Annotated in this window: 8 protein-coding genes; 1 reads left to right on the top strand and 7 read right to left on the bottom strand. The window is 54.0% G+C overall.

Going from position 1 to position 14,460, the window contains the following annotated elements; genetic code table 11:
* Positions 1 to 13 precede the first annotated feature (13 nt).
* Positions 14 to 1,033, top strand: a complete 1,020-nt coding sequence (locus ACQ66Q_RS18795) for an arabinan endo-1,5-alpha-L-arabinosidase (RefSeq protein ID WP_430458184.1) — start codon at positions 14 to 16, stop codon at positions 1,031 to 1,033.
* Between the two features lie 65 nt (positions 1,034 to 1,098).
* Here the strand turns inward: ACQ66Q_RS18795 and ACQ66Q_RS18790 are convergent, their stop codons facing one another.
* The 7 genes from ACQ66Q_RS18790 to ACQ66Q_RS18760 form a co-directional block, all read right to left on the bottom strand.
* On the bottom strand, positions 1,099 to 3,522 hold the full coding sequence (locus ACQ66Q_RS18790) for a beta-L-arabinofuranosidase domain-containing protein (protein WP_430458183.1): 2,424 nt from the start codon (positions 3,520 to 3,522) through the stop codon (positions 1,099 to 1,101).
* A 21-nt stretch (positions 3,523 to 3,543) separates the two neighbouring features.
* Positions 3,544 to 4,488: a glycoside hydrolase family 43 protein gene (locus ACQ66Q_RS18785; RefSeq protein ID WP_430458182.1), complete on the bottom strand. Its 945-nt coding sequence runs from the start codon at positions 4,486 to 4,488 to the stop codon at positions 3,544 to 3,546.
* On the bottom strand, positions 4,481 to 5,884 hold the full coding sequence (locus tag ACQ66Q_RS18780) for an MFS transporter (RefSeq protein WP_430458181.1): 1,404 nt from the start codon (positions 5,882 to 5,884) through the stop codon (positions 4,481 to 4,483). Before ACQ66Q_RS18780 ends, ACQ66Q_RS18785 begins: the two co-directional genes overlap by 8 nt.
* Before the next feature lie 192 nt (positions 5,885 to 6,076).
* Positions 6,077 to 8,917 (bottom strand): TonB-dependent receptor, encoded by a 2,841-nt coding sequence (locus ACQ66Q_RS18775; RefSeq protein WP_430458180.1) that lies wholly within the window; start codon positions 8,915 to 8,917, stop codon positions 6,077 to 6,079.
* Between the two features lie 257 nt (positions 8,918 to 9,174).
* On the bottom strand, positions 9,175 to 10,143 hold the full coding sequence (locus tag ACQ66Q_RS18770) for a glycoside hydrolase family 43 protein (protein ID WP_430458179.1): 969 nt from the start codon (positions 10,141 to 10,143) through the stop codon (positions 9,175 to 9,177).
* Positions 10,144 to 10,230: 87 nt separating this feature from the next.
* A complete protein-coding gene (locus ACQ66Q_RS18765; protein ID WP_430458178.1) occupies positions 10,231 to 13,788 on the bottom strand; it encodes a LamG-like jellyroll fold domain-containing protein in 3,558 nt (1,185 codons plus the stop codon).
* Positions 13,781 to 14,413, bottom strand: a complete 633-nt coding sequence (locus ACQ66Q_RS18760; protein ID WP_430458177.1) for a hypothetical protein — start codon at positions 14,411 to 14,413, stop codon at positions 13,781 to 13,783. The genes ACQ66Q_RS18765 and ACQ66Q_RS18760 overlap by 8 nt, the downstream gene beginning before the upstream one ends.
* Positions 14,414 to 14,460 lie beyond the last annotated feature (47 nt).

The raw sequence follows: 14,460 nt of genomic DNA, 5'->3' as shown, positions 1-14,460 counted from the left end.
AGGAGCAGCTAAGATGCATTATCGGATCACCACCACATTGACCACTCTCGCGCTGTTATTGTGCAGCCCGCTGACCCAGGCAAAACAACTGGAAGTGCATGATCCGGTGATGGCCAAAGCCGGTGGTCAGTACTATGTGTTCAGTACAGGCCCAGGCATCACCATCTATCAGTCCAAAGACATGCAGCACTGGCAACCTGCCGGCCGCGTGTTCGCCACTGAACCGGACTGGGCAAAACGCATTGCGCCAGGTTTTGACGGCCATCTGTGGGCACCGGATATCTTCGAAAAAGACGGTGTTTTTTATTTGTATTATTCGGTCTCTGCATTTGGCAAAAACACTTCAGCCATCGGGGTAGCCACCAACAAAACGCTGGACCCAACGGCGAAAAACTACCAATGGCAGGACCGGGGCATTGTGCTGCAATCAGTGCCGGAGCGTGACCACTGGAATGCCATTGATCCGGCGATTATCCGCGATGAACGCGGCGATCACTGGATGAGTTTCGGATCGTTCTGGGAAGGTTTAAAACTGGTCAAACTGGACGCCAGCCTGACCCGTGTGGCCGAACCGCAGCAGTGGCACAGCATCGCGAAACGGCCACGCAACCCGGCGCTCCCTGATGGCGAGCCGGGTGATGGTGCCATTGAAGCACCATATATCTTCCATAAAAATGGCTATTACTACCTGTTTGTCTCTTTTGATAAATGTTGCCGCGGCAAAGATAGTGATTACAAAATCATGGTCGGCCGCAGTAAAAGTCTGACCGGGCCTTATGTCGACAAAACCGGTAAAGCCATGCTGCAGGGCGGCGGCTCTTTAGTGTTGCAAGGTGACAAAGACTGGGTCGCGCTCGGTCATAACGCCGCTTACAGCTTTGATGGCAAAGACTATCTGGTGTTTCACGCCTATGAAACTGCGGATAAAGCACTGCAAAAACTGAAAGTGCTGCCAATGCAATGGCAAGACGGCTGGCCTGTGGTCGAACAGCAAGCGCTGAATCAGTACCGGACTACCTTGCAGTCGAAATAACCCGACAGCAAATAACATCCCTTCACCAAGCCGGCATCTGCCGGCTGTTCAGTACCTTCAACAATTTAGGGCTTTAACAAACGAATGCCATAAATGCCGCCGGCAACCGAGCCGGGTTTGGCGATAAACTTCAACTGATGTTTGCCGTTCGTGCTGCGCTGTAACAACGTTTTGGCGATGGCGTAGTCGATGCTGTAGACACCGGTTTTAAGTTGTGGCTGTAAAGTCACGTCCGCCAGCAACTGGTCATTGAGCAGCACGGAAAACTGCCGGCCAGCGTCACCGCTGAAATATTCCAGCCGCAGGATTAAGTCTTGCTCCGCCGGGGCCGTCAGCTGATAACTGAACCAGGCTCGACTGTCGCGCCAATGCCGGCCATTGTTGTTGCCACTTTGGCTGTCTGCCCCCTGATACTGATGTTCCACTTCCGGTTGTTGCTGACCCGGCTGGATCTGATCCAGCGTCCGCCTGGCCAGTGCGGCTTCGGCATCAGCCCTGGCTGTCGCTGCGGCGACAAAAGCCGGATATGCATCGCTGGCCACTTGCTGCAGATAAATTTGATAACGCTGGTCGTGGACCCGGAAAAATGGCACCAATTGCGCCACCGGTTGCTGTTGCCAGATCTGTGGCCGCGCGGCCTGCAGACCAGGGGCCGCAAAAGCTAACAGCCCGGGCAGCCGACGCAGGTTTTGTAAAAATGCTGTCGGTTCCCCAACCAGCAGCGGTGCCGCACCTTCCGGGCACAAAGCGCCGGCAGCGATATGTCCCATCCGGCTATCATCCGCGACAAACCGCAGCTGCTCGCCCTGTAATGGTGGCAGCGGCTGCGCCAGGGCGATTGGACCATACAACACGGCATAGTTGGCCTGTTGATCGCCAGTCTGCCGACCGGGCAATCGCTCCAGCCGCAGCAGCGGATCCAGTGTAAAACTCAGCACGTCACCGGCGCGTAACGCCAGATCCACAGTCACATAACCAGGCCTGGCTTCCCGGGTATTGACCGCCTTGCCATTGCGCAGAAGTTGCAACGGCGCCCCCTGCCATGATGGCCGGCGAATACTGATCTGCTGGGTTTCACCTGAAGCCGGCGCTTGCAGCACATGAAGCTTTACCTGATTGTCATCGGGAAAAGCCGTTTCGAGCGCCAGTTTCAGCCCCTGCTCCGGCCATGCCAGCGTCGACGGGATAAACAGATTCACCAGCAGTTCCTGATCAGCGCGGGCGTAAATCAGCTCGGCATATTTGCTGTGATTTTCCAGACCCGACCCGACACAACACCACATCGACTGGTCATGCGATGAATACATCCGGTAATGGCCGGCACGCAGCGGGGTAAAATAGACCAGACCACCATGCTGCGGATGCTGTGACGCGAGAATATGGTTATAGCTGGCACGTTCATAAAAGCTGAGATATCGGGCATCACCACTTTGCAGATAAAGCAGCTTCGCCAGCTTTAACATATTGTATGTATTACAGGTTTCTGGGCCTTCGACATCTTCCAGCATCGGGCGAAAATCGTCCGCCTGATGAAAATGTTCCCGTACGCTGTTGCCGCCAATCACTACAGATCGGCGCTCTGTCACGGTTTGATAAAAAAACTGCGCGGCCTGCTGCCACTCGGGTAAGCCGGCACCAGCGCCCACGCGCCAAAAACCAATCACCTTTGGAATTTGTGTATTGGCATGCAGGCCACTGAGCTGATCTTTTTTCGCTAACAGTGGCTGCAGCAAGCTTTGTTGTGAATAACGCCGCGCCAGCAGCAGATAAGCCGGATCTCCGCTGATCTGTGCCAGATCAACCAGCGCTTCATTGATGCCGCCATGTTCGCTGATCAGTAGTTGCTGGATTTGCGCATCGGTCAGTGTGGCGTTGACGCGCAAAAACCACTGCCCGAGCTGCAGCAACAGCACTTTCGCCTGCGGTTTGCGCGTCAGTAACCAGACGTCGGCCAGACCCGCAAAAGTTTTATGCAGGTTATAAAGGGGTACCCAGCGCTGGTTCAGGCTGAATAAATCGCTGTTGATCTGACCGGCGCGGATTTGTTGCCACAGCAGGCGACTTCCGGGGATGCCACCGAGATAGCCCGAATCTGGCCCGCTGCCATAAGCTTGCTGCACTGCGCCAAGCCGCTGTAGCAGCGTATCCAGCCGCTCGTTGAGCCCGGCATCACCGGTCGCGGCGACAGCCAGTGCCAGCGCCGACAGATAGTGACCACCGATATGGCCATCGAGGCCACTATGCTCCCAGTTACCGTAGCCGGTCGCCTGAGGTGTTAAGCCTGCTTCGCGTTCAAAAGGCGCCAGCAGGCGATTGATCTCCAGATCGCGCAGGTATTGCAGATTGGTCTGCTGCGCCTGATAAAAAGGCCCGGCCGTTAAGCGCACCTGCGTCAGGCCAAACGGCTGCACCGCAGGTGCTCCGGCGCTGGCGGTCAGAGACCATGCGCTGCTCAGTAGCAGCGCGACACCAAATGAGATCAGGCGCATCAGGGGTTCCTGGCAGGAGACTCAGGGCTGGCCGGGTTTACCAAAGCGCGGCATGCCGTCTTGGTCCCACTGGATGGTTTTCACGAAGGTGTGCCGATCCGGATTCCATAACGGATCGCCTTCGATTTCGGTGTATTGCCGGCAATGGTATACCAGCACATCGGTGCCATCCGCCAGCGTGGTAAAACTGTTGTGGCCGGGACCAAACATTTTCACCGATGCATCGGTCTGAAACACTGGCTGCTGCGCTTTGCGCCAGCTGGCCGGGTTCAGAACATCGGCGTTGTCGTCGGCGCAAAGCAATCCCATGCAGTAGTTTTCGTCTGTCGCGCTGGCCGAATAGCTGATGAAAATCTTGCCATGACCTTTAAGTACCGCCGGGCCTTCATTGACCCAGAAACCGCGAATTTCCCAGTCCAGCTCAGGCTTCGTCAACAACACAGGCGTGCCTTTAATCGCCACAGGTGAGGCCATTTCGGCGATGTACAAATTCGAGTTCCCGGTGATACCCGGGCCTTTTTGTGCCCACAGATAATACAGTTTGTCCTGGTGGTAAAACGTCGTTGCATCCAGACAAAAGGTATCGATGCCGGTTTCGACCTGACCGACGAATTCCCAGGCGGCCGTTAATGGGTTATCCGCTGTGGCCCGGATCACATACATGCGGTGCTGAAACAGATTGTCTTTAATGGCGCGGCTTGGCGCCGCAGCAAAATAGACATACCAGCTGCCCTGATGAAAATGAATTTCCGGCGCCCAAATCAACTCAGAGTAAGGCCCTTGTTCAGGTTTACGCCAGACCATCACCGTTTGGGCGGTCGCTAAATCTTGCAGCTGCCGGGCGCGGCGCAGTTCAATGCCATCATAGGCAGGCACTGACGCGGTGAAATAATAAAAACCATCGGTATGCCGGTAGATAAAAGGGTCAGCACGTTGTGGAATTAAAGGTACATTGCTGTTAAGCATGAGTCGGAGTTCCTTCTGGGACTGCAGATGAAGCGGGAACGGCTTGCCGGGCCACCGGCGCAACCTGTAATTCAGCCAGTAACTGGCGATAAGCGGCATCAGTAATGCGATAGCGCTGCATCAGCACCCCAACACCATAGTGGAACACGCCCGGGATCACGGTCAGCATCAGCGCGATGCCGGTCAGTGCAAGTTCTGATTGAGCGACATCCGGCTGATAACCAAAACCGGCCAGCAACCAACCCACCACGGCGCCAGCTACACCCATGCCGGCTTTCTGGCAAAATGAAATGCCGCCGAATGACAAACCCGCCACGCGTTGCCCGGTTTTGTGTTCACCGTAATCGACCGCTTCGGCAATCGCCGACCAAAACACCGGGGCATGTAAATCAACCACAAAAGAAATCAGGAAGAACAGCACAAACGCCAGCACTACATCACCGGGGCCGACCAGCATAAACATCAGCAGACTCAGCACGCCCACAGCCATTTGGCTGTATTTAAACAACTTGACCTTGCAATACACTTTGGTGATCCAGGTCGAGGCCACCATCGACAAAATCGCAGCGCCGACACCGGTCGACAAGAACAGCGACTGCATGGTGGTGTCACCGCCCAAGTAGTATTTGGCGTAATACAGCGCCACAGAACCGCGCACGACATAACCGACAGTGCCCAGCACACAAACGCCGCACAGCACCAGCCACTGGTCATTTTTCAGTAGCAGCGCAAATTGCTGCGCCAACGGCTGCTTATCCACCTGATGTTCCAGCCGCTCTGTTGTGGTGAAAAAGCAAAACAGGAAAAACAACACGGCCAGGACCGCCATCAACCCCATCGCCGCCTGATACCCGGCCGCACGATCACCTTGCCAGTAATCGGCTCCGGCCAGAATGGGCACGATAATAGTGACTAAAAAGGCGGCAATTTTGGCGAAGAACAAGCGATAACCATTGGCGGATAACCGTTCTTTCGGGTCATCCGTCAACACGCCGATCAACGAGATGTAAGGGATCGTCACCGCCGTAAACATCAGCGTGACAAAAATATAAGTACTGTAAGCCCAGACCAGCTTGGCGTTGTAATCCAGATCGGGCGTACTGAAAGTTAAGAACACCGACAGACCAAAAGGCACGGCAAACACCAGCAAATATGGCCGGTAGCGGCCCCAGCGACTGGTATATTTATCGGTGATCATGCCCATCAGCGGGTCGGTAATGGCGTCGAGGATCCGGACCACCAATAACATCAGTGCCATATCCGAAGGCTTCATCCCGTAGACGTCGGTGTAGAAGAACGTGATGATTAGCATCATCGCCGAGATCACGACGTTGACCGCCATATCCCCGGCACCAAAGCCAATTTTTTCCAGATGCGATAATTTATGCGCGCTCATCACGCGGTTCTCCCCTGTCTGTCGGGCGCTTGCAATGCATTGACCCGTACTTGTGTCTGGCAACCTGAAGCTGCCTTATTGTTGTGTGTTCAAGATAATATTGTAGGATAATTGGTGCAACCATTAACGCTGAAACCCGGTTAAAAAAAGCCCCGCTTGGCGGGGCTAAAACACATCACACCAAATCAACTATCACATGGAGTAGCGTACACCGAGCGCAAAAGTGCGACTGTACAAGGCGGTACCGAAGTTATTTGTTGTGGCATTGCTACCGTAATAACTCTGATACAACTCGTTGGTCAGGTTGGTACCGTCCAGCGTCACTTCGAAGTTGTCGTTTAAGCGATAGCTCAGCTGGAAGTCCATACTGGCTTCAGCACGACGGCGCATTTCCAACGGGTTGGCAAACAGCGCGGCTTCATAGTTCGCCAGGAAGTCATCCCGCCATGAATACGACAACCGCATGCCTAACTTGTCTTTGTCATAAGCCAGAACAACGCTATATGACGAGTCCGACACACCAAACACATCGGTATCTTTGTAGCCGGTGATTTCACCTGCAGAGTTGGTATCCGGTGTGGTCTGCGACGACGACAAGCGGGTGTAGCTGGCTTGCACGCCAAAACCATCCAGCAATTGCGGCAGATTCTCCGGGAACCAGACCAGGCCAAGCTCAGCACCGGACAACTCGCCGTTGGAAGCGTTGTACGGCTGGGTCAGAATAAATTTGTATGGCGTTGGGTCTGTCGCAGACTTGTCATGCGTCACTGCACGGCGAAAGCCAACGACAAAACCATCGACATCACGGCGGAACAGCGTGCCGTATAACGAACTTGATTTGGCGAAGTACCATTCCAGCGACAAGTCATAGTTTTGCGACTCGGTAGGTTCCAGATCCGGATTACCACCACCGGCGGTACCGTAGCCAATCCCGGTCACGTCTTCGTTATAGATAATCAGCGGGTTTAAGTCGCCGAATGATGGATAACGCAGGGTCTCGGTATAGGCAAAACGTGCCTGCAGATCGTCGGTCAGTTCATAACGCGCGGTCAGACTTGGCAACAGTTTGCGGGTTTTGCTGTCACCGCCGGTGACCGGCTGTGGTACGCCCGGTGCGGTTTCCTGGTAAAACAACGAATCAGTGTCGATACCGGTGTAACGGACACCGATCTCGCCATCCAGAGTACGGCCGGCCAGTTCCGTTTCGTATTTCCCTTGCAGGTATACCGATAAAGTGGTGGATTCAATGTCAAAAGAGCGGTTTAAACCCAGCTTGGTCATGCCATAAATGCCGCGGTATTTATCTGCATTGCCGCGGATCTCGTGGCCATTGGCGACGGTCCAGCTACTCGGTACATTGGCTTCGCCATCCATAAAGCCGCTATTGGTGTAGGCCAGGCCTTCCAGCGACGCGACATTCAAACCACCGCCGCAACAGCGATCCTGCCGGCTGAAGGCCGTTTCAGCACCGCGTTTGTCGTAACGCACACCGGTATCAATCCGGGTGATAAAACCACTGCGGCTGTAACTCAGATCTGAAGTGAAAGTCACCGCATCGCCCTGATCGCTGTTGGCATTGTCGTACATACCATCAATCAGATAAGACGCCGGATTGACCATATCCGCTTCGTTTAACGCCGCAGTCGCCGGGTCATCTTCAAAATTAAAGCCAGGCACACCACCGTGTTCGTTAAAGTCCACGTTCAGTTTGTAAGTCGCACCCGGGCGAATAAAGCGCATTGCAAAGAAATCGCTGTCGTATTGGCTGTCCTGATACACCACTTCTGATTTTAACGTCAGATCTTCATTTAACTGCCAGGTTCCGCCTAAGGCGTACAGGTAACTGTCGGTTTTACCGGTTGATAAGTCACCGCTGGTAAAGACCCACGGATGTAATACCGAACGTGATTTGACGATATTAGTGCCTGGATGCAACACCACGTTACCAGCCGCTTTCGCTTGAGCTGCATTCATACCGGCATAGTCGCCCCACCAGTCGGCGAAGGAGAAAAACAGGCTGTTAAAGCCTTCGTTACGATAACCGTTGTAGAAAGTCTCAAACACGTATTCAGAGTTTTCATCCGGGGCGAACTGGAACGACAGATTAGCTGCCGGACGTTCACGTTCACCGTTGTAATCGCTCTGGAAAATTGCATCACGGCCCAGCATATAAGGCGTGGCTTTGCCATTGATGTTAAAAGTCGAGCCTGCCGCTGAAGGTAAACCTTCCAATAAGCCGGCCTGCCAGATTGGGTCTTCACTGACACCACCCCGGTTTGGCCAAACCCGCTCAAAAGGGGTAAAAGGCGCGGTGGTGCTCTCTGTCATAAAAGGCACCATAGCCCCGGCAGTCACGCTTTGATCGCGATAACGCAGACGGGAATAGGATAAGTTCACCAATGCCCCCACCTGACCTGCGCTGGTGGTCCACTGATTCGACGCCAACGCACTGATAGTCGGGTTGGTTTCTTCGTTTTGTTCGGTGTAAATGCCGCGGCCGGCTACGATAAATTTCGAACCTTCAAAATCAAATGGCCGCTGCGTTTTCACATCAATAGCCCCGGCAATACCACTTTCAATCTGGCTGGCAGACCGGGTTTTATAGACATCAACCTGCTTTAACAAGCTGGCTGGAATATCCTGCAGCGCAACAGCGGTGCCTGCAGCGGTGAAGATGTTGCGACCGTTCACGGTCGTGGTGATATCACTTAAACCACGGATGGATACGCCGGATACTTCGCCGGAGCCGCGGTTGGTAACCTGAACGCCGGTCACGCGCTGTAGCGACTCGACGACGTTGTTATCCGGAAATTTACCGATATCTTCGGCAACGATAACGTCAACAATCTGCTCTTCCAGACGTTTGACACCTAAGGCTTTATTCAGACTGCTGCGGATCCCTTTCACCTGAATCACTTCAATCGATTCAGCGGTTTCTTTGTCTGTTTTGGTGGTTGCAGCTTCCTGCGCATAGGCAACCTGGCCGGAAAGGACCAGCAGGATGGCGCTGGACAAGTGGCTTCGCTTAAACATGGGTCGTCTTCTCCCGTCATTGTGTATGAACGCCGTGTAAGTCCATTACAACCCGAACTCTTCCGGCTTATTGTTTTGTCCATGTACAGGTTGCAGAGCACTGATACCACTGCAAAACCGATACTGTCAAATTATTGTAGTTTTATAATACTATTGTATGATTATTTAACTGTCAACAACAGTTGCTGTTTCACTACATTTTTATTTCGTGATTTAAATCAATTATTTAGGTGTTTTCTGCCTAAAAAGGGACCGCGTTAGCGGATCCCTTCACTCGTCATGATCACGCGTTGTAGCGTACCGTCCGCGTTGTAATGCAATGGATCTATCGCCACAGATCGCCGGAAACGGCCGCCACTCGGCCGGCCTTCTGCCGGTGGCACTGCGCCTGTGTGATAGATGAAGTAGGATTTGCCCTGAAATTCGATAATCGCTTGGTGATTGGTTTCTGAATTGCCGGCAATTTCATTCAGAATGCCCTGATATTGCCAGGGGCCATCAATACTGCGGCTGCTGGCATAACAGATCTTTTCCGGAAAGCCGCAGGCGTAAGACAGATAATAGGTATCGCCTTTGCTATGCACCCAAGCAGCTTCAGTAAAGTCTTTTAAATCAATAGCTTTAATTTCACCATCGAGTTCAGTCATGTTCGGTTTCAGCTTGACGTACTTGGGGACCACATTGCCGAAAAACAGGTAGGCCTGGCCGTCTTTATCAATAAATACGGCCGGATCTATGTCATCCCAGTCGTTTTTGGTCTGCGTGGTCATGTCATTGGTGACCAGCGCTTTACCGATCGCGTCTTTAAAGGGGCCAAGCGGACTGTCCGCAACGGCCACCCCGATAGCGAAGCCGGGTTTGTCGTCTTTATGGCGTACCGTGGTGTAGAAATAGAACTTGCCGTTGCGGGCGATCGCATGGGCTGCCCAGGCATCCCCTTTGGCCCATTTGAAGTCGGTTGCTTTCATCACCGGCCCATGCCGCTGCCAGGTTTTCATATCATTAGAGCTGAATAACAACCAGTCATGCATGACAAAAAAACCATTGTTATCAAGGGCTTCATCATGGCCTGTGTACAAATAAACCCTATCACCATGCACGAGAGCGGCGGGATCCGCCGTCAGCACATCAGTAAACAACGGATTCGCCGCCTGCACGGGCGCTGCCAGCTGCAACAACATGGCGAGACTACTCAACAGCAGCGGTCGGATTAAAAATGAATGCATCAGGTTTCCTTTTTCTCTGCAGATGGTTGGGCGCACTCCGCAGCGTCAAACCATCATATTGTACTATTTTAAACGAATGAGACAGGCTTAAGGCGATACGCTTTGCTGGTACAACTGCAACACATCTTCAGCACTGATCGCTTCGCTGTAGATAGTCACTTCATCCAGCATGCCTTTAAACGGGGTGTCCCAGAAGTTCACGCCAAGACCAAAGCCTTTGGTGCCGGTTGCGCCAAATACATTCGGGAAATTACTGCCGCTGAACACCACCTGGCCGTTCAGATAGATCTTCACAGCGCCACTACTGACGACAAAGGTCAGATGCGACCAGCTGTTCAGCGCCACCCGCTGACCGATCCCGGCGTCATACCAGGCCGTTCCTGACCACAACATGGTATTTTCGCCAACGCCGCCATGGCCACGCGGTACCAGGCTGACCCAGCTGCTCAGATTGGCATAACCAAAAAAGGCCGTGGTGTAATTGGTTAACTGCGCCGGATTCAGCCATAACGCCACACTGTAGCTGTGGTCTGTAATGAGGTTATCCGGCAGCCGGACACCCGAACTACCATTGAGCACCAGCGCCTGACCCCGCACGCCCGGCTGGTAACTCAAAGCACCGCCAGCCTGATCCAGTTTACTGCCGGTGCTGCTACCCGCGTTAAAACGGCCCGTCGCATCGGCGAGGTTATTGAGGTCAAAACTGAAGTTCGCCAGCGGCGTTGGCGGCGCTAACGAACGCACGGTCACGACAAAATCACGGCTCTGTTGCAGACCATTCAGATTAACGGTTGCCGTCAGTGTTACCTGCCGATCCGGCTCTGTCAGGCCAGGTCGTGTCACTTTGCCTTGCAGGTCGATCGTGCTGGGATCTGAAGATTGCCACTGCACGACACTGGCAAAGGCAGCACTTCGCGGCAGCGTTAAGTCGGCGCGCACGGCCGTGATGTCGCCGAGATTGAGATTGTTGACGGCGATTTGCAGTAGTTGCGCATCCTGTAAGCGGTCCACATCCAGTGCTTTGATCTCAGCTGCTGACAATGCCGTTTCATATACAGCCAGTTCATCGATCGCGCCGTTAAACGGGATATCCCAGTAGTTCACCCCGAGCGCAAACACCGCCTGTGCCTGACTGAACAGGTCACGGAAGTTACTGCCGGTGAACTTCTGTACGCCATTGATATACAGACTGAGCTGGCCCTGCTGCACACTAAAAGCCACGTGCGTCCACTGATTGAGCGGAATTTGCAAACCGGCGCTGCCATCAAACCAGACCTGGCTGCCACTCCACAACATGGTGTTTTGATCCCAGCTGCGCGGCACCAGACTCAACCAGTTATCCGGGTTGGCTGCGGCAAAAAAAGCCGGCGTAAACTGAGTCAGTACTGCTGGTTTCAACCACAACGAAACGGTGTAGGTATGGCTACGAATTAAACCATCGGGCAACCGCACGCCGTTCTGACCGTTGAGCTGCAATGCCTGCCCGGCTTTACCGCTGGCAAAACTGACAACTCCGCTGCTGTCTGGTCTGCTGCCGGTCGCCTGACCCGGTGTTAGCAACCCCGTACTGTCGGTCAAGTCTTGTTCAAAGCGATACAGTGCTGTGCGGTTGTAGGCCTTGCGCGCTTTGACCAGCACACTGAAGGTTTTTTGTTGCTGGACGCCCAGCAGACTGACGGTGGCGGTCAACTCAACGACGGCGTCGCTGCTGCCCGCCGATGGCGCTTCAACTTTGCCGTTCGCCGCAATGACCTGTGGTACGGATGAACTCCACTGGATCACCGCACCTTGTGCGCCTCGGGTTGCCAACACCAGATCTGTCACGGTTTCAGCCGGTAACGTCAGGCTATTCAGGGTTTGTTGCACTAAATCTGCCGCGCTTTGCACCGGCAGACGACTGCCCCAAACGGCCTCACCTTTGATCGATAATGCACTGAATGTCGGTACCAACTGTGCCGTATTGTCGTTGTATTGCCAGGACCGCACGCCGTTAAAACTGCCAACCCCGTTGATATTCAGCGTGATTTGCTGCTTATCGCCAAGCTGATAGCTGCCAGTAAGGTCGCCGCTGATGCTACCGTCGGCGTTCAATGTCAGGTAGACCGACCGGTGCGGGGTCCGGTTGATGTCTTTGCCGTGATTGATGAACTGATAAGTGCCCAGCACATCGGTTTTATCGACCACATTGTCGCCCTGCACCGGCGCATAGCGGTGTGGCGCCGCGACCAGCCAGCCGTCTGCATTGACAAACAACTGATGCACGCGAATTTCATGGCCTTCGCCTTTATCCGGGAAGCGCGCATGAAAAATGACAAAGTGTTGTTTGGTTGCCGCATCGTAATAAGCGGAGTTATGGCCCGGTGCCATATACCCGTGATCGGACCCCGGATCGCCTGGGTTGTGCTCAAACAGGTGTCCACCCATCAACTTCACACCAAAGGGGGCAATGGACGACCAGCCACCGGATGCGCCCAGCATGTTACGACCTTCGGCATCAAGGAAAGGGCCTTGTGGCGTGCGCGCACGTGCGATGCGCATGTTGTAGCCGTCCTTCTGAGCGAAACCGCCAAAGGACGTAAACAGATAGTAGTAATCTGACTCCGGGCTGTAGAACATAAAAGGCCCTTCAATCGCACTGAAATAGCCACCCATAATCTTGGTGCCATAGCCCTGGCCCGGTAACGCAAAGCCGGTTTGCGGATTCAGCTCCAACACAAAAATGCCACCGGAATAAGAGCCATACACCATCCAGAGCCGGCCGGTTTTATCAAAAAATACATCAGGATCTATCGCATTCGGATGAATATTGCCGTTGTAGACATTGCCGTCCACGCCAGGGTTTTCGCTGCCGCGATGGCCACTTTTCAGCATTAAACCCAGATTGCGGTATGGGCCTTCGATCTGTTCTGACACCGCGACGCCCAAATACGAACGTGACGAGTCACATTCGCCGTTTTCCGGCGAGGCACAGTGGTTGTAATAGAAATAATATTTGCCGTCGGCGAGCTGGATCACGTCGGACGCCCAGGAACCGGCATGGCCACCGGACCAGGCGATGCCCTCAGCCGCCTCACTTTGATAGGTCGCAAACAGCGGGTTGGCGTTGTTGACGCCTTCTGCCACCAGCTGCCAGTTCATCAGGTCGGTGCTTTTCGCCACCGCCAAATGCGAACCAAACACGTAAAAACGACCATCGGTCAGGCGGATCACCGATGGGTCATGCACGGTCGCGTTTTGATAAGACACCGGCGTTTGCAGGGTCGGATCCGGCAGATTATTGTCAGACAACTGCTGAAACACTGCGGCACTGTAACTAAAAGTGCCACGACTGTTGGCGAAGTAGACGCGAACCGGAGTGGTCAGTGCCGCTACATCAAAATAGGGCCGGCCGGCACTGTCTTTGCCATGCGCATTGGTCACAGCATAGGTGCTGCTCATAATCACCAGTCGCAGCGGCTGTTCTGCTGTCGGCGCCGGAGCCTGCAGGATTTTGTTGTCGGTGTAGTAACCGACATTTCGTACTGTTACCCGGGCCCCCTGCTGCACCGTCGCGCCGGTCAGTTGTTGCCACTGTGCGGCCTGGACACTGAACAGCAGCGCAGGAGTCAGGCCGAGTAAGATCAATGAAAGCAACTGCTTAACCATGATGCTGCGCTCCTTTGGTCGGTGCAGAGCGTCGCAGCAACAGCAGTGCACTACAGACTAACAACAGACTGGCCGGCGCCGGCACATCTTGGGTGTCAAACTGTAGCTGACCGAAGGTCAGGGTATCACCAAGGACAAAGTCATTGTCCTGCACCCCAAATTCCAGCGTCAGATTGCGGCCAATCCAAGCGGTCAGATCAAAACGGCCACCTGCGGATAAATCCAGCACGTCGTTGCTGTCCAGATCGCGCAGCTGGGCGAAATAAAAATCATCAGTGCTGCTCAGCACAGCCTGAATATCCAGCTGCAGCCACAATGCCTTGCCGGCACCAACTGTATTTAATTGCAGGTCCTGATACATCAGCAGGCTCCACAGCTCACGCTGCGCTTGCAGCGCTGTGCTCAGCGTCACACTGCTGCCAGACTGGCTGAATGCTGCCGGGTAGGTACTAAAAAGGTCGCCGCTTTCCGTTGCAGAGCTGCCATCTTGCAGATCAGTCCAACTGACCGCCGCTTGCCAATGTTGATAGCCCTGACTGAAATCAGCGTTAAGCAGGCTTGCCTGTGCCATGCCGGAACATCCGAGCAAAATGGGCAGCAGACACCGCCGGAGTGTCTTGTTCATCGTCTTCTCCTGTTGTACCACCGATCTGGCGGTGGCCTTGTTATCTG

Origin of the sequence: Rheinheimera sp., assembly GCF_965283995.1 — a bacterium.
In the GTDB taxonomy this organism is placed as follows: domain Bacteria; phylum Pseudomonadota; class Gammaproteobacteria; order Enterobacterales; family Alteromonadaceae; genus Pararheinheimera.
This window is presented reverse-complemented; position numbering and strand designations above follow the sequence as displayed.

What these genes read in the sequence shown, in the direction of transcription:
- ACQ66Q_RS18795 (WP_430458184.1), top strand. Translation starts at nt 14, where the DNA reads ATGCATTATCGGATCACCACCACATTGACCACTCTCGCGCTGTTATTG.
- ACQ66Q_RS18790 (WP_430458183.1), bottom strand. Translation starts at nt 3,522, where the DNA reads ATGCGCCTGATCTCATTTGGTGTCGCGCTGCTACTGAGCAGCGCATGG.
- ACQ66Q_RS18785 (WP_430458182.1), bottom strand. Translation starts at nt 4,488, where the DNA reads ATGCTTAACAGCAATGTACCTTTAATTCCACAACGTGCTGACCCTTTT.
- ACQ66Q_RS18780 (WP_430458181.1), bottom strand. Translation starts at nt 5,884, where the DNA reads ATGAGCGCGCATAAATTATCGCATCTGGAAAAAATTGGCTTTGGTGCC.
- ACQ66Q_RS18775 (WP_430458180.1), bottom strand. Translation starts at nt 8,917, where the DNA reads ATGTTTAAGCGAAGCCACTTGTCCAGCGCCATCCTGCTGGTCCTTTCC.
- ACQ66Q_RS18770 (WP_430458179.1), bottom strand. Translation starts at nt 10,143, where the DNA reads ATGCATTCATTTTTAATCCGACCGCTGCTGTTGAGTAGTCTCGCCATG.
- ACQ66Q_RS18765 (WP_430458178.1), bottom strand. Translation starts at nt 13,788, where the DNA reads ATGGTTAAGCAGTTGCTTTCATTGATCTTACTCGGCCTGACTCCTGCG.
- ACQ66Q_RS18760 (WP_430458177.1), bottom strand. Translation starts at nt 14,413, where the DNA reads ATGAACAAGACACTCCGGCGGTGTCTGCTGCCCATTTTGCTCGGATGT.